The organism is Vibrio sp. SCSIO 43133, from assembly GCF_023716845.1.
In the GTDB taxonomy this organism is placed as follows: domain Bacteria; phylum Pseudomonadota; class Gammaproteobacteria; order Enterobacterales; family Vibrionaceae; genus Vibrio; species Vibrio mediterranei.
Window position 1 is genome coordinate 1216972 of record NZ_CP068024.1, and the last position, 25055, is coordinate 1242026.

17 protein-coding genes are annotated in these 25055 nt (G+C 43.5%); 15 read left to right on the plus strand and 2 right to left on the minus strand.

All coding sequences use genetic code 11. The features are described from left to right. Nucleotides 1-62: 62 nt before the first annotated feature. Entirely contained in the window at nt 63-1253 is a 1191-nt protein-coding gene (locus JKJ11_RS05910) for a tyrosine-type recombinase/integrase (protein WP_252039100.1), read from the minus strand. Between the two features lie 852 nt (nt 1254-2105). On the opposite strand from JKJ11_RS05910, the gene JKJ11_RS05915 reads away from it, so the two are divergent. The 12 genes from JKJ11_RS05915 (at nt 2106) to JKJ11_RS05970 (ending at nt 18750) form a co-directional block, all read left to right on the plus strand. Beyond that, nucleotides 2106-3122 carry an integrase domain-containing protein gene (locus JKJ11_RS05915; RefSeq protein ID WP_252038876.1) on the plus strand — a complete coding sequence of 339 codons (1017 nt, stop codon included), beginning with the start codon at nt 2106-2108 and terminating at the stop codon, nt 3120-3122. A 5-nt stretch (nt 3123-3127) separates the two neighbouring features. Beyond that, a complete protein-coding gene (locus JKJ11_RS05920; protein WP_171393672.1) occupies nt 3128-3418 on the plus strand; it encodes a hypothetical protein in 291 nt (96 codons plus the stop codon). Nucleotides 3419-3521: 103 nt separating this feature from the next. Beyond that, the gene (locus tag JKJ11_RS05925; RefSeq protein ID WP_252038877.1) at nt 3522-3953 is read left to right on the plus strand and encodes a hypothetical protein; all 432 of its coding nucleotides are present in this window, start codon (nt 3522-3524) and stop codon (nt 3951-3953) included. A gap of 232 nt (nt 3954-4185) precedes the next feature. Further along, the gene (locus JKJ11_RS05930) at nt 4186-4752 is read left to right on the plus strand and encodes a recombinase family protein (RefSeq protein ID WP_252038878.1); all 567 of its coding nucleotides are present in this window, start codon (nt 4186-4188) and stop codon (nt 4750-4752) included. Nucleotides 4753-5019: 267 nt separating this feature from the next. After that, the gene (locus JKJ11_RS05935; RefSeq protein ID WP_252038879.1) at nt 5020-5517 is read left to right on the plus strand and encodes an addiction module antitoxin; all 498 of its coding nucleotides are present in this window, start codon (nt 5020-5022) and stop codon (nt 5515-5517) included. Continuing rightward, nucleotides 5517-8786 carry a helicase-related protein gene (locus JKJ11_RS05940; RefSeq protein WP_252038880.1) on the plus strand — a complete coding sequence of 1090 codons (3270 nt, stop codon included), beginning with the start codon at nt 5517-5519 and terminating at the stop codon, nt 8784-8786. Before JKJ11_RS05935 ends, JKJ11_RS05940 begins: the two co-directional genes overlap by 1 nt. Then, the gene (locus JKJ11_RS05945) at nt 8786-9526 is read left to right on the plus strand and encodes a DUF4391 domain-containing protein (protein ID WP_252038881.1); all 741 of its coding nucleotides are present in this window, start codon (nt 8786-8788) and stop codon (nt 9524-9526) included. The genes JKJ11_RS05940 and JKJ11_RS05945 overlap by 1 nt, the downstream gene beginning before the upstream one ends. 58 nt (nt 9527-9584) lie before the next feature. Beyond that, the gene (locus JKJ11_RS05950) at nt 9585-11474 is read left to right on the plus strand and encodes a site-specific DNA-methyltransferase (protein ID WP_252038882.1); all 1890 of its coding nucleotides are present in this window, start codon (nt 9585-9587) and stop codon (nt 11472-11474) included. Between the two features lie 10 nt (nt 11475-11484). Next, entirely contained in the window at nt 11485-12591 is a 1107-nt protein-coding gene (locus JKJ11_RS05955; protein WP_252038883.1) for an AAA family ATPase, read from the plus strand. Beyond that, nucleotides 12584-13276 carry a DUF4276 family protein gene (locus tag JKJ11_RS05960; RefSeq protein ID WP_252038884.1) on the plus strand — a complete coding sequence of 231 codons (693 nt, stop codon included), beginning with the start codon at nt 12584-12586 and terminating at the stop codon, nt 13274-13276. Before JKJ11_RS05955 ends, JKJ11_RS05960 begins: the two co-directional genes overlap by 8 nt. Beyond that, on the plus strand, nt 13266-16370 hold the full coding sequence (locus JKJ11_RS05965; protein ID WP_252038885.1) for a type III restriction-modification system endonuclease: 3105 nt from the start codon (nt 13266-13268) through the stop codon (nt 16368-16370). The genes JKJ11_RS05960 and JKJ11_RS05965 overlap by 11 nt, the downstream gene beginning before the upstream one ends. Before the next feature lie 676 nt (nt 16371-17046). Next, nucleotides 17047-18750 (plus strand): class I SAM-dependent methyltransferase, encoded by a 1704-nt coding sequence (locus JKJ11_RS05970; protein ID WP_252038886.1) that lies wholly within the window; start codon nt 17047-17049, stop codon nt 18748-18750. Between the two features lie 92 nt (nt 18751-18842). Here JKJ11_RS05970 and JKJ11_RS05975 read toward each other — a convergent pair whose 3' ends face one another. Next, complete coding sequence (locus JKJ11_RS05975; RefSeq protein WP_252038887.1) at nt 18843-20423, minus strand: diaminopimelate decarboxylase family protein; 1581 nt, start codon at nt 20421-20423, stop codon at nt 18843-18845. 438 nt (nt 20424-20861) lie between these two features. Here JKJ11_RS05975 and JKJ11_RS05980 point away from each other — a divergent pair, with 438 nt between their 5' ends. The 3 genes from JKJ11_RS05980 to JKJ11_RS05990 all read left to right on the plus strand — a co-directional run bounded on the left by JKJ11_RS05980 (nt 20862) and on the right by JKJ11_RS05990 (nt 24967). Then, nucleotides 20862-22238: an aldehyde dehydrogenase EutE gene (locus JKJ11_RS05980; protein WP_038228030.1), complete on the plus strand. Its 1377-nt coding sequence runs from the start codon at nt 20862-20864 to the stop codon at nt 22236-22238. 565 nt (nt 22239-22803) lie between these two features. Continuing rightward, nucleotides 22804-23889 (plus strand): ABC transporter ATP-binding protein, encoded by a 1086-nt coding sequence (locus JKJ11_RS05985; protein WP_006071538.1) that lies wholly within the window; start codon nt 22804-22806, stop codon nt 23887-23889. 31 nt (nt 23890-23920) lie between these two features. Beyond that, the gene (locus tag JKJ11_RS05990) at nt 23921-24967 is read left to right on the plus strand and encodes an ABC transporter substrate-binding protein (protein ID WP_031494112.1); all 1047 of its coding nucleotides are present in this window, start codon (nt 23921-23923) and stop codon (nt 24965-24967) included. Nucleotides 24968-25055: the final 88 nt, after the last annotated feature.

The following is a 25055-nucleotide window of genomic DNA, read 5'->3' on the forward strand; positions in this document are numbered from 1 at the left end:
TTTCAGCATAGTTAGTGCCATATTGGCCAAATGCCTTGCCTAGAGATGCTTACCTTATTTTTTCAGAATTGAGGTTGCTGTAATTTGTCAAGCTCTTGTTTAACGTAATAACTACAGGTTTTATCGTGAACTAATTTCGAGTATTGATTACCCCACCAGTTAAGAATTCGTTGACGATCATTAAAAAAAGTCGATCGGTTATATACTTTGCGAATCGTGTTATTGTCAGTGTGAGAATGGATGGCTTCGATGATCAAAGTTTCTGCTGCTCCCAGTTGCTCATGCATTGCAGTTTCAGACACTGCTCGGGTTCCATGACCACTCATTTGGCTCTTTAGACCGAGCTTGGCAAATGCTGTGTTAAGAGTCGAAGTCGTTCTTGGTTTATCCCCACCCTTTTTGTGAGGCGATGGAAAAACGTATTGACTGTCCCCCGAAAGTTGCTTCGCTAGTTTTAATGCGCAGATCGCTTGGGGTGAAAGTGGGATTTTGTGTTCTAAACCGTTTTTGCATATTTGCGATGGAAGCGTCCATATCCAATCGGTTTGACAAATGTCAGCCCACTTCATCTTCAGGGTTTCACAACAACGTGTGCCTAATAAAACTTGTAACTCAAACATCAGCTTAACGGTTAGAGACAGGTTTGAAGAGGCAATTAAACTGATTAGGTTGTCGAGCTGATTAACCTTTATGCTTGCATGAGGTTTAGAACGGTGCCGACTGAACAACTGTTTCATATTACTAATATCTATTGCTTTACTATATTCAAACGTTACGGAGTAACCCAAAATGCCTGTGATCATTGAATGGAATTTATTTAATGTGGGTATTTGTCTTTTTTGATTGAAAGTATCTAAAAATTCGTAAATATGTTCGCTCGTTATTAAGGTAATTGGAGTACAGCCTAATGATGAACCAACAATATGACATCTGTAGCGCTTCATCATGTCTAAGTAAGTAGACGCCTTTAATCGTCTCTCTTGAACTTCAAGCCATTTTTCTGCGATATCTTGAAATTTAGGTGTATCTTTCCCTCTAAGGCGCCTCAAATAAAACTTAGGTTCAATTCCGCGCTCTCTTGCTGTTTTTACTTCTAAATTTATTTGTCGAGCATCCTTGAGAGATAAGAACTTGGTCGAGCCCAACCCTAAGTATGTATCTTTTCCCGCAAGCGTCTTGATACGTAACTCCCACCGCTTAGAGTGTCCTTCTATGGCAAGATACAACCCATCACCATCGCATATTCGAATCATTTTCACGCCGTCTGGACACTTTAAATTGTTTACTTTTGTGACAGTTAGCCTTTGCTTCATTTAGCCTCCTATGTACTGCATTGGAAAGAGAGGCTAAATGTTTGTTTATGCGAGATAAAGCTACCAATGACGTCTATGTAGAAGGTAGATTGAAATCTGAGTGTGAAATGCTATTTAGGTTCCAAGTTTGTAGGGGAGAGTGCATTTCTTCAACTGGAGAAGTTGGGTTATGCACTGTAGAAAGTTCCGATTGTGGTATCGATAAAAAAGCATGACTCTTTTTGACCCGTTAAAACTGGGCATACGTCGTTATATGAACATTTACGTTCAGTTTTTTATTGCCTGAGAGGGCAAAGACGGAGGAAATCATGCAATACCCTAGTCGTCTAATTTTTGAGAAATTAGACGACCAAGCAAAATCAGGCCAAGCCCGGGACAGGCAAGGCGGGAGAGCAAAATGACTGAAAAGTTTTCAGAAGTTGCAAGCATTTCAAGGTGATTGAGAGCGACAGCAGGCGATAAAAATCAGGCGCTGCTATCACAACAGCCAACTCAATACGGAATGCATTAATTACCCCACAAATACACACATAGCACACTGATAGCGGATGCAAGAAGCCCGAGGCAGCTGTCGACTGCACTATCAGATGAACCAGGATGCAATATGCCCATGACCCACGCGCAAGTGGGGAAGGTTCAATTCAACGTGAGGATGCAAAAAGCCCACGCCTTTGCGATGAAGGAGCACGTTGGATACACACACGACGATTTCATTTATCGATACAGTCTCGTACTGAGCACGCTATGTCAGGAAACACAAAGGAGATTAATGTCAAAAACAGGAGAAAGTAAGTGACAAAAAAACGTAAATACTCTGGCCATATCAGGCATGGTCTGCGCGAGTTTTCACGAGCTAATTTTGGTCTTTGGTCGCGAGATTTAGAAAAGGCATTGATTAATGCGAGTTTGGAAAACCAGGGAGGGATACATTCCAATACTCACCGTGCGAGGATGCCGGCATTGAGGTGTTTTGCTGCCTATCTAAAAGCGGAAACCACAATAACACGCCTAGAAAAGATCGAAAGGTATGTTGTCGAGCAGTTCGGTATATACCTGAAAGAAAGGTACGAAATTGGCGAAATCAGCCCTCGAACTGCGCGAGACTATCTGTCTCATGTGAATCGGGCGTTGGCGCAAGCTCGGGGCGACGAGACACGGGTAGTAAACGCGACTAGAGAACTTGGCTTCGTGCCTAAACAGGGGATTGCAACTTCAGATCAATCTGTGTCAGGAACGCTGCACCAGAAAATAATGCAAAACACTTCCGAGGAAGTGAAGTTGGTTATTCAGCTGCAACGAGCATTTGGTCTTCGCTTTCGGGAGGCATCACTTTTAGATGCGAAGTCAGTTCTAAGGGCTTTCGAGTCAGGGAAAGTTCCAATAATTAAACGTGGGACAAAAGGTGGGCAAGAGCGCAACCTTCCTATATTTAACTCGGAACAATATAAAATAATGCTAGCTGCGGCAGAGTACCAAATTGCGAACGACAAAAACTCTTTCATACCTGATGATAAATCATTCAGAGCTTTTCAAACGTCTGCATGGCGAGAGTTTAATGAAGTTGACGCCTCTTATTGCTCACATGGCGAGCGACGTTTTTTTGCCTGCAAATTCTACCGTGATTATGTCGGCGTTGCTTGTCCTGTTCAGAGCAATATTGCGCATGGAAGAGCACATATTGAGTTTATTGCCGACCAAAAGGGTATCTCATTTGAACAGGCTAAGCAGCTTGATAGAGAGGCTAGACAGATGTTGTCTGAGGTTTTGGGTCATCACCGTATAAACATCACCAACGCCTATGTAGGGTGATGCTTATGAGTCCATATACACGGAAAAAGATTATGGCTGTGATGAGCGCCTATCTGAAAAGAGGTATCCCATTTAGAAAGAAGCAAGTAAGAAGGCTTCTCGCAATTCTGGATGATATTTTTTTGCATGAGCCAAACGTGGGCGAGAGTCTAGAGAAAGTAGGCAGACGGCAGATCATCGGATATTGGGATCGCACTCAGTCTGAATCAACTGCTGTTCGTCTTGAGAAGTATCAAATATTGAAGCTTTTCTTTTCTGCTGCTGGCTTGAGAGGCAAAGTACCAAAGCCTCGTTGAATAATAACTCCAGCTGTTCACCCCCATTTGTAGCATTACACGTCCAATGCGTCCTTTAGAAATACATACCCTTTCATACCCACAAATCAAAAAGGAGGGGGGTATGTTAAAAGAAAATGAGCAAACGTATTTGGTAAAGACTCAACTAATCGAGGCGGTGTATTGCATTGCATCCAAAATGGACTGGAGTGCACGTGAAATTGAGAGTGCAACTTCGGGTGTCGAAAGAATCGTATCAAAGCTATTTATTTTAGGGCGTGATACACATGGCGGGCAGTTGGATCTAGATTTACTGACACAGACTCAAGCTGAAGACATAGTAAACGCAATAGTCTATTCATCCTGTGGTGAAACTAAAACGGCGTTGTCTGACCTTGTTCTGCTCTCACTACTGTTATCGACGTTTTACAAATACATTTCGACTAAAGAAACGTCGCGTGACAGCCTTGGTAATGCATTTCACGATTTGAGTATCACTGACAGTCACATCGATGAGCTGTGGCCATGGGATAGACTTTTTTGGCCGTGGAAGTAAGAGGGCTATTACGAAATTTATTATGTTTAGTAAAACCTCTAGTCGTTGGCAATGATGGATTTATTCGTTTCTAGCAGATAATGTGGAGTCTTATAGCTGGTATCAAAAAACACTCGAATGTTGATACCAGCTATTTTTTGACTGTATGGGTATCATAAAAATAGGGTTTTAGTTTGTGATACTAAAACTATATTGATACCATAATAGATGATACGTAATAGGAGGGAGCAGTTTGCGTACATTTGCATATTGCCGGGTTTCTACTGTCGAGCAATCGACGGAGAACCAGATTATCGCAATTCGACAAAAAGGGTATGAGGTAAACGAAGGGCGCGTGATTAGTGAAACTGTCTCAGGTTCGGTTGAAGCGATGAAGCGGGAAAAATTCAAAACATTAATCGAACATCGTATGGAATGTGGCGATCAACTTGTGGTTTTGAAACTAGATAGGCTAGGTAGAGATAATATCGATGTTCAGAATACTATTAACCTTCTGAGTGAAAAAGGTATCCAAGTAGTTTGCCTTGATTTGCCGGTTTCAGATCTTTCTAGCGCTGAGGGGAAATTGATGCTTCAGATGTTTTCGGCATTTGCAGAATTTGAGCGAAATCGAATTCGAGAGCGAACAAAAGAAGGAATTGAACGTGCTAGAGCTGAAGGTAAAAAGCTAGGTAGACCAGCGGCACAGAGAACAACAATGGCTGTTCAAGCCAAAAAAGCGGAAGGTTTATCTCAGTCTAAAGTGTCAGAGTTGCTAGGGATAGGGATTGCAACAGTAAAGAGGCATTGGAATAAGTAGAAGCTCGTAAACGGTGCGTTCTCGTATTGTAAATATTTTGATAATAATGGGTTGGTAAGTTCGATAACAACAGCCAATACAGCCGCTGTTAATATGGATGCTCTATTCTAAGCCAACCCCTTAGCTTTTTGGTTACTTAACTGCAGCTCCTAAACTTCTGGTGCAGTTCAATGAGTGAAAGACGGTTGTTTTAGAACGCCATCCTATTCAAGAGTTGTTTCATGAGCTAGTATACAAAAGTTACATATTGTAGGGATAGCAAATTGCATGAAAGACTCAAAACTAGATCGTGAATTACTTGAGAAGGCGACAGAAATTTTTAGCGAGCTTGGCTTACCGGTCGAGCTCGCTATCAATGTATTTCTTGCAAAAGCAGTTCAAGCGCAAGGTTTTCCATTTCCAGTTGCGTTAGATGGGGATAGTGCTGTCAATCAGCAGCGAGATAATCGGATCTCAAATGCTGAAATAACAGAGTCTATACAGCACCTAGTAGAAGTGATATTGCCTCTTTCTGAAATTAATAATCTCACCCAGCTAGAGTATTGCAAAACCACATTTGGTCTATCATTCCCTGTTCTGAAAATATCAAAAACGGCTAGGCCAGAAGATGTAAGGCGTAGCGCTAAAGATGCCAAAGGCCGTAACCGTTACTCTACAACTAAAGTTGCTCAGCGTGATGGACAAACGTACTTAATTTGTACCCAATGGGCTGATCGTCATCGACCTGCCTTTGTTCGTTGGCAGCAGACATTTGGAGATAATTAATGCGTATCATCGACAATATAAATGATCTGCTTGGTGACGACTTAAAAAGCACAATAAAGCCGGGAGCAAAGCTTAAAATTGCAGCATCCTGTTTTTCGATCTATGCGTATGAAGCTTTAAAAGAGGAGCTCGAACAGATTGAGTCACTGGAGTTTGTGTTTACCTCTCCTACATTCGTTGAGTCAGAAGTAACGGATAAACTGAGTAAACAGAAGCGAGAGTTTTTCATTCCGAAAGAGCAAAGAGAAAAGAGTTTTTACGGAACTGAATTTGAAATACAGCTAAAGAACAAGCTTACCCAAAAAGCGATTGCTCGAGAGTGTGCAGACTGGATTCGTCGAAAGGTGGAGTTTAGGTCAAATACGACTGGTGCACCAATGCAGCAGTTGGCGGCAGTGCAAGTAAGTGAAGAACAAACCGTGTATCAACCGCTTAATGGTTTTTCAGCAGTAGATCTTGGTTACCAAAAGGGTAATGCAGTTTCCAACATTGTTACCTGTATGGACGAGCCTTCTTCCACCAGCGTTTTCATGGGTATGTTTGATCTAATATGGAATGATGCAGAAAAAGTGCAGGATGTGACGGATAGGCTGGTCAATCACATATCTACCGTATACCAAGAAAACTCTCCTGAACGTATCTATTTTCAGTTGCTCTACAACATCTTCAGTGAATTCCTCGAAGACCTTAACGAAGATGTCCTCCCGAATGATAAAACGGGCTACCAAGACAGCTTAATCTGGAATAAATTGTTCAATTATCAGAAAGATGCTGCTACCGGAATCATCAATAAGCTGGAGACATACAATGGTTGTATCCTTGCCGACAGTGTAGGTTTAGGTAAAACATTTACAGCCTTGGCTGTAGTTAAGTATTACGAGCTACGTAACAAATCAGTGTTGGTCTTGTGTCCTAAAAAACTGGCGGATAACTGGCTTAACTATAACCGTAACCTGAGTACCAATCCTTTTGTAAAAGACAGGTTCAATTTTGATGTCTTGTGCCATACCGATTTGCAACGTACTAGAGGAGAGTCTTTTGGTATCCCGATGGACCGAGTTAACTGGGGCAATTACGATCTGGTTGTAATTGATGAGTCGCATAATTTCAGAAACAACCAAGTATACAAAGATAAAGAAACCCGCTACCAGTCACTGATGAACAAAGTCATCCGTGCAGGGGTGAAAACGAAGGTGTTGATGTTGTCGGCAACACCGGTAAACAACAAATTCTCTGATTTACGTAATCAGTTAGCATTGGCCTACGAGGGTGATTCACATGTGCTTCGAGAGCAGATAGGTACGCAGTTCAGTATTGAAGAAATTTTTAAACGGGCGCAAAAATCATTTAATGCATGGGCAGATCTCGCGCCTGAAGAACGTACTGCTTCTGCGTTATTAGAGACGCTAGACTATGACTTTTTCCAACTGCTCGATAGTGTGACTATTGCTCGCTCTCGTAAGCATATACAAACGTTCTACGATACGGCTGATATAGGTCATTTCCCTGAACGAATGAAGCCGAAGTCTTTTCACCCGGCGTTGACTGCGCGATCTGACGTAATTGGGTTTAATCAGATATTCGAGCAGCTTTCGAAGTTAAAGATGGCTGTTTATGCCCCAATTAGCTATATCCTACCTAGTCGTATCGCCAAGTATGAAGAGATGTACGATACCGATGTAGGAAGTAAAGGTAAGCTGCGTCAGGTTGATCGAGAAAAAGCACTGCAACGTCTGATGACCATTAACTTACTAAAACGTTTAGAAAGTTCCGTCCATGCATTCCGATTAACGTTGCAAGGGCTACAGTCAATACTTGATGACGCATTGAGTAACATCGCAGCATTTAAGAAAAGTGGATTAGATACTGGCTATCTAGATAGCGCAAATGATTTTGATGGTATTGACTGGGATGAAGATGTAACAGAATACCAGGAAGGCTTTTCAACCGGCGGAAAAGTAAAAATCAACCTTGCTGATATGGATCTTCCTTCGTGGGAGCACAACTTAAGTGCCGACCTAGAAGTGATAGGCAAACTGCTTGAGGAAATGGATAAAGTGCTACCTGAGCAGGATGCTAAGCTTCAGCATTTACGACAGCATATCTTTGAAAAGTGGCAACATCCTCTTAATCCAGGTAATAAGAAAGTTCTTATATTCACAGCTTTTGCTGATACCGCTGATTACCTTTATGAGAACTTAGCTCAAGAATTTAAAGATAAGTATAAAATTCACACCGGAAAGGTAACTGGTAGCAGTGCAGCAAAGTCGACGATAGGTAAGAGCTATGATTTTCAAAGCTTGCTTACGCTGTTTTCACCTGTCTCTAAAGAAAAAGCCCAGATACTTCCAAATGAACCTGTTGAGCTTGATGTTCTAATCGGTACAGACTGTATTTCAGAAGGTCAGAACCTACAGGATTGTGACTATCTGATTAACTACGACATTCATTGGAACCCAGTACGCATAATCCAGAGGTTCGGACGAGTAGATCGCATAGGGTCAACAAATCAAGCTATTCAGCTAGTCAATTACTGGCCAGATATAAGCCTGGATGAATACATTAACCTTAAAGAGCGTGTCGAAAACAGGATGGTAATCTCAGACATTACCGCGACTGGTGACGATAACGTGCTAAAGGCTGAAGCAAACGATGTTGCCTATCGCACCGAGCAGCTCAAACGTTTGCAAGAGGAAGTGGTAGATTTAGAAGATGTCAAAACTGGCGTGTCCATAACTGACCTCGGACTCAATGAATTTCGCATGGATCTTCTGAATTACATCAAAGCGAATGGGGACATGAACACTACACCAAATGGGCTGCATGCAGTGGTAGCGGCAAAGCCGGACATGGGGCTCGTACCAGGCGTGATTTTCTCATTACGCAATCGTAATCATAGCGTCAACATCAATAAGCAGAACAGACTTCACCCATACTACTTGATTTACATGGCAGAGACGGGTGAGGTTGTGATTAACCATATGCAGGTAAAACCGTTGCTCGATCAGGTACGGGCTGCATGTAAAGGCAAAGATGGCCCAGACACGCTAGCGTGCACATACTTCAATAGAGATACTAAAGACGGTCGTGAGATGAGTTTCTACTCTGAATTATTGGACCAAGCGATAGGTTCTATTGTGGAAGTTAAACAGGCTAGTGACATCAACAGCCTGTTTAGTGGAAAACAGACATCAGCATTGGCAAATGAGATTAAAGGGTTGGAAGATTTTGAGCTGATTAACTTTATTGTCGTAAAGGCGGAAGGCTAATGGCATCAGCTCAACAACATGTATTCATTCCTTTCAGATTTCCTGAAGCTGCTGCATTAGGAAGTCAAAAGCAAGGGCAGAAAATTCCCAAGGAAACGATTTATCAGCAATCAAATCTGGCGCCAGCGACTAAACAATTGTTCGTTAATCAAGTCGAGCAAATAGTCTGGCGATACAAATTGTCTCCAGATACGTTGAATGTCGCTGAAAGTGAAGATGTGGCAGAGGTACAAGTTTTCGATATACATCTAAAACCCAATTGTAGGGACCTTGATGCCGAGGTACTGGAAATATTAGATCGTGCAGTTCCCTCGAACATTTTCTTTCGTATCTTCAATGGTCTCCCACATCGGCCACAAGTGCAGCATGCGATGGCTTGTAAAAGAGAGAGCAAGCGAGATGCCGGAAGTATGGTCATTAAGGAACACTTTCTATCCGATTGGGTCGCTATCTCTAAGTTAGGTGAGCTAAATCATGCCGAAACTAAAAAGCTTCCAGTTATCATTAACATGGCAACACTGTACAATGAGCTGTTACAAAGCCTACTGTCAGAACCCGCACTTGAAGGCGAGTCTATAGACGAGCAAATGAAGCGGATAGCGATGCTGAACGCTTGCAGAGATAAGTTAACCAAGCTTCAGGCAAAGCAACAAAAAGAAAAACAGTACAATCGCAGGGTTGATGTGAACAGTGAAATCAACCGACTAAAAGAACAGATTAGCTCGCTAAGTGGCCAGTGAGTGAACACTCAGCGAATCGAGCAGAAACAAAGAATTAGACAATAGAGAGCCTCCAGATATGGAACAACTAAAAATGCACAGCCCGAATATGGTTGACCAAAATATCGAAAAACTAGCGGAGCTGTTTCCTGGCTGTGTGACAGAAGCGCAAGGCGAAGATGGCAAACTGCGTAAAGCCATCGACTTTGATCTTTTAAAGCAGGAACTGTCTCGCCACATCGTCGAAGGCCCTCAAGAGCGTTATCAACTTAACTGGCCTGGTAAACGTGAGGCTCTACTAACGGCTAACGCCCCGATTGCGAAAACGCTACGTCCTTGTCGTGAAGAGAGTGTGGATTTCGATAAAACTCAGAATCTTTTTATTGAAGGGGATAACCTAGATGCACTAAAGCTTCTTCAGGAAACATATCTTGGAAAAGTTAAGATGATCTATATTGATCCTCCTTACAATACTGGAAGTGACTTCGTATATCGAGATGACTTTTCTGAATCAGTTGATGAGTTTAGTATACGAAGCAATGTGTTGGACGAAGACGGTAATAGACTTTTTGAAAATACTGAGTCTAATGGACGATTCCATTCAAGTTGGTTATCGATGATCATTTCTAGAGTCAAATTAGCGAGGAACTTGTTAGCTGAGAATGGTGCCCTCTTTGTTTCTATTGATGACAATGAAAGAGACAACATAAAGAAGGTTTTGGATGAAGCGTTTGGGGAAAACAGCTTTGTAGCATCAATTATTTGGAGAAAAAAGGCTTCTCCGGATGCGCGTTCAACAGTTGGTAGTGTTCATGATTACTTGCTTTGTTATGTCAAAAACCCTTTGGATCCTAAAGCAGCAATAGGAAAAATGGCGCTCAGTGAAAAAAGGAAGTCGTCATTTACTAATCCAGACAATGACCCTCGAGGCCCATGGGCATCTGTTGATATGACGGGAATGATTGGTCGCGCGACTAAAGACCAGTTTTTCGAGGTAACGCTGCCTAGTGGGAGAGTTATAACTCCCCCATCTGGCCGATCATGGGGATTAGTCAAAAGAACATTTGATGATCTATTGTCTGATAATCGAATCTGGTTTGGTGCAAAGGGCGATAATGTACCTCGAGTTAAAAGATTTTTGTCAGAGGTTGAAGGGCAGACTGTCCCTACTTATTGGGATAAAGAAGAAGTCGGAAGTAATGAAGACGCTTCGTCGGAACTGCTATCTTTATTTGAATTTCCGAAATCATTTGATACTCCAAAACCGACAAAGCTTATTGATAGGCTTATTGAAATATCTACTAACAAAGATGAAGAGAGTATTGTTTTAGACTTTTTCGCAGGATCCGCGACTACTGCTCATAGTGTATTAAAAGCCAACGCGAATGATGGTGGTAAGAGAAGGTTCATTATGGTTCAGGTCAATGAACCTGTGAATCAAAAATCTGAAGCAAAAAAAGCAGGTTACGTTTCTATCGATCAACTTTCCAAAGAGAGAATTAGAAGAGCTGGTGCTGTGCTGTCAAAGGCAGCAGTACATGAACAATGGAACAGAGATATTGGATTCAGAGTTCTGAAAATAGACTCCTCAAATATGGCTGATGTTTATTATCAACCAGACACAATGACTCAAGAAGACCTGTTTGCACAAGTAGATAACGTCAAAGAAGATCGAACTGAAGAAGACCTACTGTTCCAAGTCATGTTGGATTGGGGGGTAGATCTGACCCTTCCTATTCGTCGTGAAACTGTGGATGAAAAAACAGTATTCTTTGTTGCGGATAACGCGCTTGTGGCTTGCTTCGACAAAGAAAGCGGCATCAATGAAGCCTTTGTTAAAGAGTTAGCTAAATTTGAACCGTTACGCCTGGTGTTCCGTGATGCTGGCTTTGCTTCAGATAGTACTAAGATCAATGTCGAACAAGTGCTTAAGCAGCTATCTCCAAACACAGACGTGAAATCAATCTAGAGGATCGACGATGAGTACTCAGCTTGATAAGCTCACTATAAAGGGCTTCAAATCGATTCGTGAACTTGAAGATTTCGAAATGAAGAATCTCAACGTGATCGTTGGTGCCAACGGGGCAGGGAAAAGTAATCTGATATCATTTTTTAAGATGCTACGCTCGTTGATCAATGACAACCTAAGCAATTATGTCTCAGACAATGGTGGTGCCAGCGATCTCCTGTTCAATGGTGAAAAAACTACGCCCAAAATGAGCTTTAGTACTCGTTTTGGTGCTCGTGGGTTTCGTTTTACATTAGCTCCGACACCTTCGGACAGCTGCTCTATTGAAAGTGAAGCGCGATACTACTCAGGTGGCAGGACTGGTTGGTGGGAACTTGGTGATAGCTATGATGGTAAGTCCAAGATGGTCGCAGAAGTCACAGGAAAACGCCCAGATGCGAGTTACTCGCAACCTGTTTATGACGAAATCGCGTCTTGGATGATTTATCACTTCCACGATACCAGTGCAACGGCTCCAATGCGTAAGTACGAGATCGTTGAAGATGATGCGGTGTTACGTACTGATGCGGCGAATATTGGTCCGTTTCTGAAAAAGCTGAAAACAGCCCACGAAACACAGTATAAAGAAATCGTTAATGCGATTCGCTTAGTGACGCCATTCTTTGACGATTTTGTATTGAAGCCTCGAGAGTTTGGCGTTAAGCAAAAAGTGAATATCAGCTGGCTCCAGAAAGGTTCTGACTACCCGATGCAGCCTTATCACCTATCTGATGGCTCAATTCGCTTTATCTGTTTAGCGACGGCACTTTTGCAACCGAACCCACCTTCGACAATTATCATTGATGAACCTGAGTTAGGGTTACATCCAGCGGCAATTGATGTTCTAGCTGAGTTAATTCAACAAGCTTCACAGCGTACTCAGGTAATCGTTGCAACTCAGTCGCCAGCATTGATCGATCAGTTCGCAATTGAAGATATTGTGGTGGTGAATCGCAAAGATGGAGCATCAACGTTTGAACGTCTAAATCCAGAAGATTTCTCGCAATGGCTAGAAAGCTATTCTGTTGGTGAGCTTTGGACTAAGAATGTCATAGCCGGGGGGCCGCGCTATGAGTAAGTTCATCGAGGTTATTGCCATCGTAGAAGGGAAGACAGAACAAGTTTTTATTGAAAGTGTCTTGCAACCATATTTGGCCGCGAAAATGATTTTTATATCAGCGACGCAAATTACTAAGCCGGGACAAAAAGGCGGTGATGTTCGTTTTGTACGAGCCCAGCAGGATATCGGTAACCATCTTAAGCAGCGAGGCGATACGTTTGTAACGACCTTTATTGATTACTACGGAACGAAGGAGTGGCCAGGGTTGGGTACTCTAGCTCCTGGCTTGACGCCCACACAGATTTCCACTCATTTGCATGATGCAACGCTGCAAGCTGTAAACGAGTTATTCGGAGAGACTCGTTCAGATGAACGTTTTATTCCCTATGTAGCTATGCATGAATTTGAGTCTCTATTGTTTTCAGATAGTGAAATACTAGCATCAGAGATGGGTATTGATGAGAAACTGGTGACGGCAATTCTTACTGAATGTGGTGAACCTGAGTCTATTAACAATAGCCCAGCTACAGCGCCATCTAAGCGTTTAGAAAATTTGTCGCCTTATGGGACGTTTGCAAAAACTAGAACAGGTATTGCCATTGCACAGCGCATTGGTATCCAAAAAATGCGTGAGAAGTGTCCGTTGTTTAACTACTGGCTAGAGGAACTAGAAGCAAAGCTTGAGGAACAAAATGAAGCTTAAATTCAAACATCAAAAATATCAGGCTGCTTCTGTTCAAGCTATTGTAGATTGTTTCAAAGGTCAGTTACCCAATGATGCAGCTAGTCGCTATCGCATGGATCCTGGTGTAGAAAAGGCGGATCACACAGGTGCTCGTCAGCAAAAGCAGGATTTTGATGAAAATGCATTTAAAAATGCTGAAATTCAGCTCAATGAACAGCAGCTACTTGCCAATGTGCAACAGGTTCAACGTCATCTAAACATACCTCAGTCAACAGATCTGCTTGATTTTAAAGACGTGAACGGTAAGTCAGTCAAATACTCCTCCGGTGCGAATCTCAATCTAGATGTCGAGATGGAAACAGGTACCGGTAAGACTTACTGCTTTGTAAAATCGATATTTGAGCTCAACAAACAGTACGGCTGGACCAAGTTCATTATTGTTGTGCCGAGCATCGCAATTCGTGAAGGGGTCTATAAGTCGCTGGAAATCACTGCTGAGCACTTTCTAGAGGGTTACGGTAAGCGAATTAGGCCTTTTATCTATAACTCGAAACAACTCCATGAGATTGAAAGCTTTTCATCTGATGGTGGCATTAACGTAATGGTCATCAACGTTCAAGCCTTTAATGCTCGTGGAAAGGATGCTCGTAGAATCTACGAGGAGTTAGACGATTTTCAAAGCCGTCGACCTATCGATGTCATCAAAGCCAACCGTCCGATCATGATCATGGACGAACCGCAAAAGATGGAAGGTAAGAAAACCCTAGAGTCCTTAGCCGAGTTTAACCCTCTGTTTATTCTCCGTTACTCTGCAACACACCGTGTCGAAAGAAATAAAATCTTCCGCCTGGATGCTGTTGATGCGTATAACCAGAAGCTGGTGAAGAAAATTGGTGTAAGGGGTATTACCACGAAAGGCCTCTCAGGAACTAATGCCTACCTTTATCTGGAAAATATCGAAATTTCGCCGAAGAAACCTCCGGTCGCTCGTCTCGAGTTTGAAGTTAGGAATAAATCAGGCATTAAACGTGTTGTTCGCAAGTTGAGTAAGGGCGATAACCTTTACGATCTGTCTGATAATTTAGAGCAGTACAAAAATAACTTTGTTATTTCGGATATCAATGCTGTTACAGATACTGTCAGCTTCTTAAACGGTGTAGAGCTGACTGTTGGTGATGCGATAGGTGATGTAAGTGAAATTGCATTACGCCGAATGCAGATCCGTGAGGCGATAAAAGCTCACTTAGACAAAGAAGTACGCTTGTTTGATAAGGGCATTAAGGTGTTAAGCCTGTTCTTTATCGACGAAGTTGCTAAATATCGCGATTACGATCAGCCCGATGAAAAAGGTGAATACGCGCGAATCTTCGAAGAAGAGTACCAACTACTCGTAAACGACTATATCCCTCTTAACTCAAAAGGAGAGCATGCGGATACGGCATATGCTCGTTATTTGAAGCGAGACTCGGCATCGGGTATCCACCAGGGGTATTTTTCTATCGACAAGAAGAAACGGTTGGTTGATCCCAAAATTAACAGAAGTGGTGACAATAAAGGGTTGTCTGATGACGTTGATGCTTACGATCTGATTTTGAAAGATAAAGAGCGCCTACTTAATCTATCTGAACCAACAAGGTTTATTTTCTCTCACTCTGCTTTGAGAGAGGGGTGGGATAACCCTAACGTATTCGTGATCTGTACTCTCAAGCACAGCGATAACACTATTTCACGACGCCAAGAAGTTGGTCGAGGCTTGCGCTTGGCAGTAGACCAAGATGGCGAGCGTGTTGATCATCCATCCATAGTTCATGATATCAACCACTTAACCGTAGTCGCTAGTGAGAGCTACAAAGACTTTGTGAGTGGATTACAGCAAGATATTAGTAGTTCGTTATCGTCAAGACCAAGACAGGCAGATGAAAAGTATTTTACTGGTAAGGTGTTAGGTACACCTGAAGGTGATATTGAAGTGACGCCAGAGATGGCAAAACAGATATACCGCTATCTGCTTAAGAATGACTATTCAGATGACAACGATAGAATATCCGACGTCTACCATGATGCTAAACGCGAGGAGCAACTAGCCGCGCTTCCAGAGAGCCTGCAGCCTTATGCCGAGCAAATCTTCCATCTAATTGATTCGGTATACTCTGATGCTCAGCTTCCTGATATTGCAGATGATCGGAAAGCGAAAAGAAATGAGCTTAACAATAACTTTGATAAGAAAGAGTTTCAGGAGCTGTGGGCACGCATCAACCACAAAGCCATATACAACGTTGAGTTCGATAGTGATGAATTGGTATCAAAATCTATCCCTGTTCTTGATAGTAAACTGCGAGTAGAAAAGCTTCATTTCGATATTGTCCGAGGTGAACAGATGGCGCATGTTGATGCTGAGCAAATGAAGGCTGGTCAAAGTTTCAAAGTAGAAGAAACGGAAAGTGCCGAGTATCATGCGTCGGTTAAATCTAATGTCAGATATGATTTGCTTGGTAAGGTAGCTGAGCTAACCAAACTAAAGCGTAGTACGGTAGCTGATATTCTGCGTGGAATCGGAAGCCATGTTTTCGACCAGTTCAAAAACAACCCGGAAGATTTCATCGCAAAGGCTACGCAACTGATCAATGAGCAGAAAGCGACTATGGTCATTGAACATTTGGCATATGACACTCTAGAAGAGAAGTTTGAAGCCAGTATTTTCGATGCAAACGGCTCCGAAGATTTTTCTAACGCAGGTGATAAGCTGAAACGCCATATCTACGACTACGTAATTACTGACTCTAAAGTAGAGCGTAAGTTTGTTGAAGAACTGGATACTCGCACTGAGGTCAGCGTATATGCGAAATTGCCAAGAGGCTTCTTTATCCCAACTCCTTTGGGTAGCTACAATCCCGACTGGGCAATTGCGTTTCAGGAAGGATCGGTCAAACATGTTTACTTCATTGCTGAAACGAAAGGCTCAATGCAGTCTCTCCAGTTAAAAGGTGCTGAGCTAGCGAAGATCGAGTGTGCAAGAAAGTTCTTTGAAACAGTGAACGAAAAGTTCAGTGAAAATAAAGTTAGGTATGATGTTGTAGATAGCTATGAAAGCTTGAAAACACTAATTCGCTGACAATGAAGGGCTCAAGATATCGTCTTGAGCCCTTCACAGTTGTCAAAGTACTAAATTTAGTACCTGCCCAACGTTCGATAAGAATGGCAAAGGGATAAGGAATGTGTTTCTTTCGCAACGTGCTTTTTCGTTTAGGATTGTTTTTATCTTTCAGTTAGCTAACGCCAAAATTTAGCTGATGGGTATACATCGATAATGCGAAGATGGAAATGGTGCCATGAGTCGAAAGAGGATATCTAGCGAGTAGTGTGAAAATTATTAGTCGAGAGGCTTAAGTGTCGATCTAGTTTCTGTGATAGTTGGTTACATCGATTCAGAAGGTTTTTTGATTAATCGAAGCACTGAATCAGGGGTGATTTGAGAGGCATGTCACGTAACACAAACAAAGATAAAAAGTATGTGTAGATGTATAGGAAATTTGAAATCTGACTAATTTCCTATTTAAAATATATAGTTATGAATTTATGGTAATCTCTCACTCACCGCCACATTCTAAGCCCCAGCAGAAATGCTAGGGCTTTTTCATTTCATCTAATTGAGCGAAAGATTAGGACTAGTAAGACCTAAATCCTCTAACCGTGATTCACCTCAAACCATCTAATACCATTCTAAGACCTCCTAGCATTATGCAACTCTGCCTTATATTATGGGACCAACCCAATAACAGGCTCTCACAATGTCCATAACATCCTCTTTCTACGACAAAAATGCAGACTCGTTGGCTAAACAATATAACTCACTAAAGTTTGAGGAAGTGCACTCCTCTTGGAAACCATATTGGCCTATTGAAGGGGATACGGTTTTGGATGTAGGTGCGTCATCGGGCCGAGATGCAAAATGGATGACGCAACAAGGAGCGGAGGTTTTTGCGTTGGAACCGTCGCTAGCAATGAGAGAAATAGGTAAGGCGAACACTGGTGATGACGTAACGTGGTTACAAGATGAATTACCTAGTTTAAAAGCTGCACAGAGCCTTGGAATTCGGTTTGACTTAATTTTGGTGAGTGCCGTTTGGATGCATGTCCCGCCGAGTCAAAGAAGTCGAGCGTTTCGTAAGCTATCAAACCTCCTTGCTCCTAATGGAAGACTGATCATCACTCTACGCCATGGCCCCTTTGACGATGAGCGAATTGGCTACCCAGTTTCAGCATCAGAATTGGAGCAATTTGCCAAAGACACGGCTTTACTTGTTAAAGCTGTGAGTGATTCGGGTGACTCATTAGGGCGTAGCCGTGTATCTTGGCAAACCGTGGTCTTAAGCTTACCCGACGATGGCTCTGGCGACCTAAGTAAGGTACGACATATCATCGTCAATGACAGTAAGAGCGCAACCTATAAATTGGCGCTACTGCGAGTACTTTTACGTATAGCCGATGCTCACCCTGGATGCGTGTCAGATAGAACTGGCGGTGAAGTTGCCATTCCTTTGGGATTGGTGGCGTTATATTGGGTTAAAGCCTTTAAGCGTCTAATCGATATCGGAAAATTACAGCAGAATAGCAACCCCAATAGTGGATTGAGTTTTGTGACAGAAGAGGGTTGGCATCAGCTCAAACATTTATCAGCGGATGATCTTGCTGTTGGTAGCCTGTTTTGGGGAGACGAAGCGAAAGCGTTGCAGAAAACAATTCAGGCGTCGATTAAAGCCATGAAAGAAGGGCCAATCGCCCATATCTCTACCGGAACAAAACAAGACAAGAAACACGAGTTCTCAACCTTAGCGCCAGCCAAACGGCGTAGAACACAAAGTAATGTGTATCTAGATACTCAGTTTTTCGAAAGTTATGGTTTCTTTGTTCTTAAGCAGAGCCTTTGGGAGTGCTTCAGGCTCTATAATTCTTGGATAGAACCGTTGGTAGTCAATCAGTGGGTGATGCAAATGCAGCGTTTTGAGTTGAACCGGAAAAACAATATATCGCTGCAAAGCTACCATGACTGTCTGGTTTGGTTGGATAAGGATCACGATACACGAGAAGTGCGGAAAAGGGTGGGTGAGTTGCAGCGAGAGAAACATCGCGTGTCGAGCGTTTGGAGCAATACCAAACTAACTAAGTCGTTTCATGTAGACCATTGTTTACCTTTCACTTATTGGCCAAACAATGATATGTGGAACTTGCTCCCCGCGACCGAAAACGAAAATACTAGTAAAAGTGACCGTTTGCCAAGCAAGAAGCGGTTAGTCGAATCTAGAAATCGTATCGTGAACTGGTGGCATCTTGCTTGGGGAGAACAAGACCAACATAGACAGCGTTTTTTCACTGAGGCCACTCTGTCGCTACCTAACCTTCCTCCTCGATGTCAGGATTTTGAAGAAGTTTTTGATGCGATGGGACTACAGATTCGGGGTGTGAAGAGTCGTCTTCTTATCAATGAATGGTAGTGAGTGACCAAACACAAAAAAAGCTCCCTACGGGAGCTTTCCAATCACCAATTCTCAATTCAAACCACCAAGCCCAAAACTCAGCAACCTGCTTATTTCGAATAACTCGGCGTTCTTGCCACGCGGCGTTTAGTTGCTGCTTTTTTACCAGCTGGCTTCGCCATTTTCTTCTCAATTTCAGCTTTTGCTTTTACAAAGCGCTCTGGAAGAATTTGCGTTGCGAATACATCTTCAACCGTTTCAGCGCGTTTGATGAGTTCCGCTTCGCCGTCTTTCACTAGTACCGTTGCTGGGCGTGGTAGTGAGTTGAACTGGCTCGCTTGAGACTCAGCGTAGTGACCGACATCCATAATCGCTAGCACATCTTTTGGTTGTAGAGCTGGCATGCGTGCGCCGCTTTCCCAGATAGATGGGATACAGATTGGGCCTGCGATTTCAGTGGTTCTCTCTACCAATGGTTGGGTCATTTTGTTTGCTGGAAGAACTGGGTTCTTCGACTCTTGAGACTCGACCAATGTAGCTAGGTAAGTCGATGCATCAACCATGGTGTAGGTGTAATCCATCTCTTGATCGTCTTTCACAACGTATACCGAGGTAAGTAGCGTGCCGATGTTACCTGCGATATAACGACCTGGTTCTAGCCATAGTTGTGGTACTTCGAAGCCTTCTTTAGTGAACTCTTCTAGCATGCCCCCACACACTACTTTTGCGTAGTCTTCGATGGTGTTCGGGTTCATCATGTGTTCTTTGCTACGACACTCAGGCTCACGCTCACGTGGCCAGCCGCCGCCTAGGTCAACTTGGAAAGGTTGAACGCCACACTCACGAGATATTTCGATAATGTTGCGTGCGTATTCTCGGTATAGCGCATCCCAACCTTCAGGCTGTTTAGAGAAGCGGCCTAGGTGAGTGTGGAAACCGTAGAATTCGAAGATGTCGATTTCTTTTACGCGGTTGACGATCTTTTTCGCTTCTTCTTTTAGCAAGCCGAATTTGATCCACTTCATCGCGCCGATAAAGTTAGGGAACGGGTAAGCATCTGGTTCGAAGTCATTGAAGAAATCTTCAGGGATAACTTTTAGACGAACCGCAATGCGTACTTTTTCCGCTGGTTTCACTTCGCGAGCGATGCGTTCTACGATTTCAATCTCTTCGTAAGAATCTAGGTGAATCGCGTAGCCATATTCAATTGCTTTACGGATAGCAAGTTCAGGCTTAACGGTACCGTTTAGTGCTATGGTTTTTGGGTCTGCGCCAGCAATGTATGTCGCTTCAACTTCACCTGGACCAAAGCAATCACCGCCCACGCCTTCTTCGTTACAGATAGCTCGAACCGCGAAGTTGGTATTCGACTTGATAGCAAACATCACGTTGACTGGTTTTGGCCAGTAGTTGCCAAACGCGTTTTTTACACGGCGCAGGTTGTTACGAAGCGTGTCTTCGCTCAATACGAACAGCGGGCTACCGTATTGCTCGATAAGATCAGTGGCTTTGCAACCACCAATCAATAAGTCGTCACCTTGAGTGGTTAGCTCGTCGGTTGGAGTCAGAATGTTCTCAAGACGCTCAGCATAGTTCTGGTTAGCTTTGTGCTCTGCTAGAAGCTGTTGCTGTGTCTCTAAAATAGTGCTCAGTTGCTTTACAGACTCTTCTAAAAGCGCTTGATTTTTCATATTCATTCCTCACGAAGTGTTCGTAATTGGGTATCGATTTGATGAACGCTAGTCTATCTGGAGGTCAAAAATGCAGCATGTCACTGAGGGTCAATTTATTTTACACCTAGTGTTAAGGTATTGAATTAATGTTGCTTTTGTCAGAAAGCAGATGTTGGGGTTGGGCGGATAGGTTAACAAACTACGGTTGTGGGTGAACTAACGTATTGTTTGCTAAGAGGCGAGAGATAGTGAGGGGCTACGTAATGAGTCAAGTTATCGCTGTGGGTTATTTGCGTTAATGGGTCAAATAAGCTGACACCCAGTGACATCGAGTTGATGAGTGTCTGGGTTAAATTATAGCCATATTAGGTGAGGAATTAGCCTTACTAAACATGTCGAAAAGAACTGGCATAACGCCTAGGTCTTCACAATACCCAATTTTACGAGGTAATCACTATGTCTTTTGATATTAACAACGCTAAAGGTGTATTCGCGACAGTGGACGCTGCGATTGAAGCTACTCATAAAGCTCAACGAGAGTTCTACGTAAACTGTACCAAAGAAGGTCGCGAAGCCATCCTAACTGCTATTCGTGAAGCAGTATTAGCGCGTGCAGAAGACTTCGCAAAAATGGTTCGTGAAGAGACAAAACTGGGCCGCGTGGAAGACAAAATCGCTAAGCACCACCTTACGGCAATGAAAACGCCGGGTACGGAAGTACTAGATACTAAAGTATGGTCTGGTGACAATGGCATTTCTCTTGGTGAGCGCGCACCTTATGGTGTTATCGGCGCGGTAACGCCTGTGACTAACCCAACAGAAACCATAGTGAACAACGCAATTTCGATGCTTGCTGGTGGTAATGCGGTTACGTTTAACGTTCACCCATCGTCTAAAGTGGTTTCTGCGGTGATGATTGACTTGTTAAACAAAACCATCGTAGAAGCAGGCGGCCCAGAGAACCTAGTGACCATGGTAAAAGAGCCAACACTAGAAACACTAAACGAAATTGCTCAGTCACCACTGATTAATATGCTTGTGGGTACAGGTGGCCCTGGCCTTGTTAAGGCTATCCTACAATCGGGTAAGAAAGGTGTTGGCGCAGGCGCTGGTAATCCGCCAGTAATCGTGGACGCTTCTGCTAACCTAGATCTCGCAGCGGCGGGCGTGTACGGCGGTGCTTCTTTTGATAACAACCTGCTGTGTATTGGCGAGAAGGAAGTCTTCGTTGAAGAGGCCGTAGCAGATGCATTCCTTGATAAGCTAGAAGAAGTTGGCGCTTACGTGTTAACAGCAGAAGAAGCAGAGCAGTTAACTGAGCAAATTTTGACGCTAGATGAGTTTGAAGGCGCGAAGCCGTGCACAGCCCATGAGATTGCTCGTGTTTGGCACCCGGTGAAAAAACACGTCGGTCAAGATGCAGGTGAAATCCTAAAATCAATCGGTGTTGAGTCTGATACTCGCCTTGCCGTAATGCTGGTAGAAAACGACCACCCATTGGTTCATGTAGAGCAAATGATGCCAGTGCTTCCTGTGGTTATCTGTAAAGATATCGATGAAGCCATCGACCGCGCAGTGGCGGCTGAGCGGGCCAATAAGCACTCGGCATGTATCTACTCGGGTAACATCGAGAACGTGACTAAGTTTGGTGCTCGCATCAACACCACTATCTTTGCGCACAACGGACCAACGCTGTCTGGTGTGGGTTATAACGCAGAAGGAACGTCTACGTTCACTATCGCGGGTCCAACGGGTGAGGGTATTACTAACGCGTTATCGTTTACTCGTGCTCGTCGTTTTGCTATCGCTCAAGGTGGTCTGCGTATCGTTTAATCGATGGTGTGATGACCCGTCTTGAGATGAGTTGAAAGCCGGAGCGTTTGCTTCGGTTTTTTTGTTTGATTGCCGTAGGAACGTTTCCTCTGAGAGATGCGCGGGCAGTAGACATCGACGGCTTTAACCAGAATAACGCTGTTATTTTAGTAGGTTAACGATTTTATGAAGTCAAATAGCATACTGATTAGGCCCATATTCCATCTAAGTATCACAATGTAACAGCGCTTGTAGCACGTTGATATTGCTAAATTTGTTCTAAGAGGGCGTGTTGATACGAAGATCAAATTTAACGACTGATTTATCAAATAAGCAGTTCCTTCCATTTATTTCTATGATACTGATATTTTTATCTAGTAGATCTTCCTAATTCAAACCTTCATTCGAGCTGAGCTTAATTTTTGTACAAGTTGCAACATTTCGTAATCCCTCTTTATGTCTGAAAAACAAAGGATAAATCACACTTTCTAAAATCAAATGTTGCTCAGTTGTTAATCAAAACTAGGTTTTTGAATAGCGCTCAGTTTTTGAGGTTGAGCTTGAAGCAGAGGGATAGGCAGTAGAAATGGACAGTCGTTACGTACAATTCAAGAATGTAAAAAAGAGTTATGACCGACACAATTTTGTGGTGAAAGACTTTAGCCTCGACATCGCTAAAGGGGAATTTGTAACACTGTTGGGGCCTTCTGGCTCTGGCAAAACCACATGCTTAATGATGCTCGCTGGGTTTGAAGATGTGACCAGCGGCGGGATAGAAGTCAACGGAGAACTCATCACAAACGTTGCGCCTTATCATCGCAATATTGGCATGGTATTTCAGCACTACGCATTATTCCCTCATATGACGGTGGCAGAAAACCTAGCTTATCCCCTTAATGTTCGCAAACTACCCAAAGAGCAAATCAAACAGAAGGTTCAAGAGTTTTTAAAACTGGTGGAGCTTGAACACTTTGGTGACCGCTATCCGGGTCAGCTCTCCGGCGGTCAAAAGCAGCGTGTGGCACTGGCGCGTTCGCTGATTTTTGAGCCTTCGATTGTTCTTATGGATGAACCTTTAGGTGCATTGGATAAAAACCTTCGCGAGCAGATGCAATTTGAAATTAAGCGCTTGCACGAACAGTTAGGTTTTACCGCCATCTATGTTACCCATGATCAGACCGAAGCACTTACTATGTCTGACCGTATTGCAGTGTTTGAGGACGGCGTAGTTCAGCAGTGTGCGGACCCTTCTACGCTGTACGAGCGTCCAGCCAATGCGTTCGTCGCCGATTTTCTCGGCGAGAATAACCATCTTCCGGGGACTTTAACTAAAATTGACGGCGACCACGCTCATGTTGAGTTGAGCGATGGGACTCAAGTCGTGGCGACTGCGATCAATGTTCCTGAAATTGGAGAGCGCTGTATGTTGGCAGTGCGCCCAGAAAACTTCTTTATCGGAGACAAGGACGAAGTGAACAGTAACCAAGTCTCCGCTACCTTTGTCACCCGATTGTACGTTGGTGACTTCATTCGTTACTTCTTTAAGTTGCAAGACGGCAGAGACGTGATGGTGAAGCTCCTCAATGACCAACAAGCACCGACCTTCAAGGCCGGTGATGTAGCCAGCCTAACGTGGTCCATTTCTGATGGGTTAGCGCTTGATCACCCTTAGTCAAGGAAAGAAAGGATATATGATGACGAAAATGAAAAAGTGGCTTCCTATTGCTCTTGCGCTTGGACTGAGCAACGCAGCAATGGCCGACCAACTAACGGCAGTGTCGTTTGGTGGTGCTTACGGCGATGCCCAAAAGAAACACATGCTTGATCCGTTTACTGAGAGTACCGGACACAAGGTGCTGTCTGAAAACTATTCAGGCGGTATCGCAGAGCTTAAAGCCCAAGTAGAGAGTGGCAACGTGCTTTGGGACGTGATTGACGTTGAGGTTATCGACCTTGAGCGAGCCTGTTCAGAAGGTTTGCTAGAAGTATTCCCAATGGATACCTTGCCTCCTGGTGATGACGGTACGCCAGCCAAAGATGACTTCAGCAAAGAGGCGCTCGCTAATGAGTGTGGGGTAGGTAACATCGTTTGGACTGTCCTTTTCGCCTACAACCACGACACCATTCAGGGTGGCAAACCAAGCTCGATTCAAGATCTTTTCGACACTAAAACGTATCCAGGTAAACGTGCTTTTCGTAAGCGTCCTCAAGTGAACCTAGAGTGGGCACTACTGGCTGATGGCGTTGCTAAAGAAGACGTGTATGACGTGCTAAGTACCGATGAAGGCCAAAAACGTGCGTTCGCGAAACTCGATACTATCAAAGACGACATTGTCTGGTTCGACAGTTGGTCGCAAGCGCCTCAACTGCTTAACGATGGTGGCGCGGTCATGGTTCAGTCGGCGAACGGTCGCTTCTTCGATGCCATTCAACGTGAAGGTAAACCGTTTGAAATGGTCTGGGATTCGCACGTTTACGATCTCGATGTTTGGGCGATTGTAAAAGGCACTAAGAAGAAAGCGTTAGCGGAAGAGTTCATTCGCTTTGCAACGGGTTCAAAACCATTGAGTGGTATGCCTGAGGTGGCGTATGGTCCAACTCGTAAATCCGCTTATCAGTATGTGGATCCTGCGGTTATTCCAAAGCTGCCATCGTCTCACCTAGATGAAGGGGTAAAAGCATCGGGTGATTTCTGGGCTGATTACGGTGAATCACTGGGTGAGAAGTTTAACGAGTGGTTACTTCAATAGCCTCAATCCTATAAACAAAAGTTGGGCTATCTAAAAGTATTAGATAGCCCATTTAATCGAGTTTTTAAGCGTTTAGATTCAAGGATGA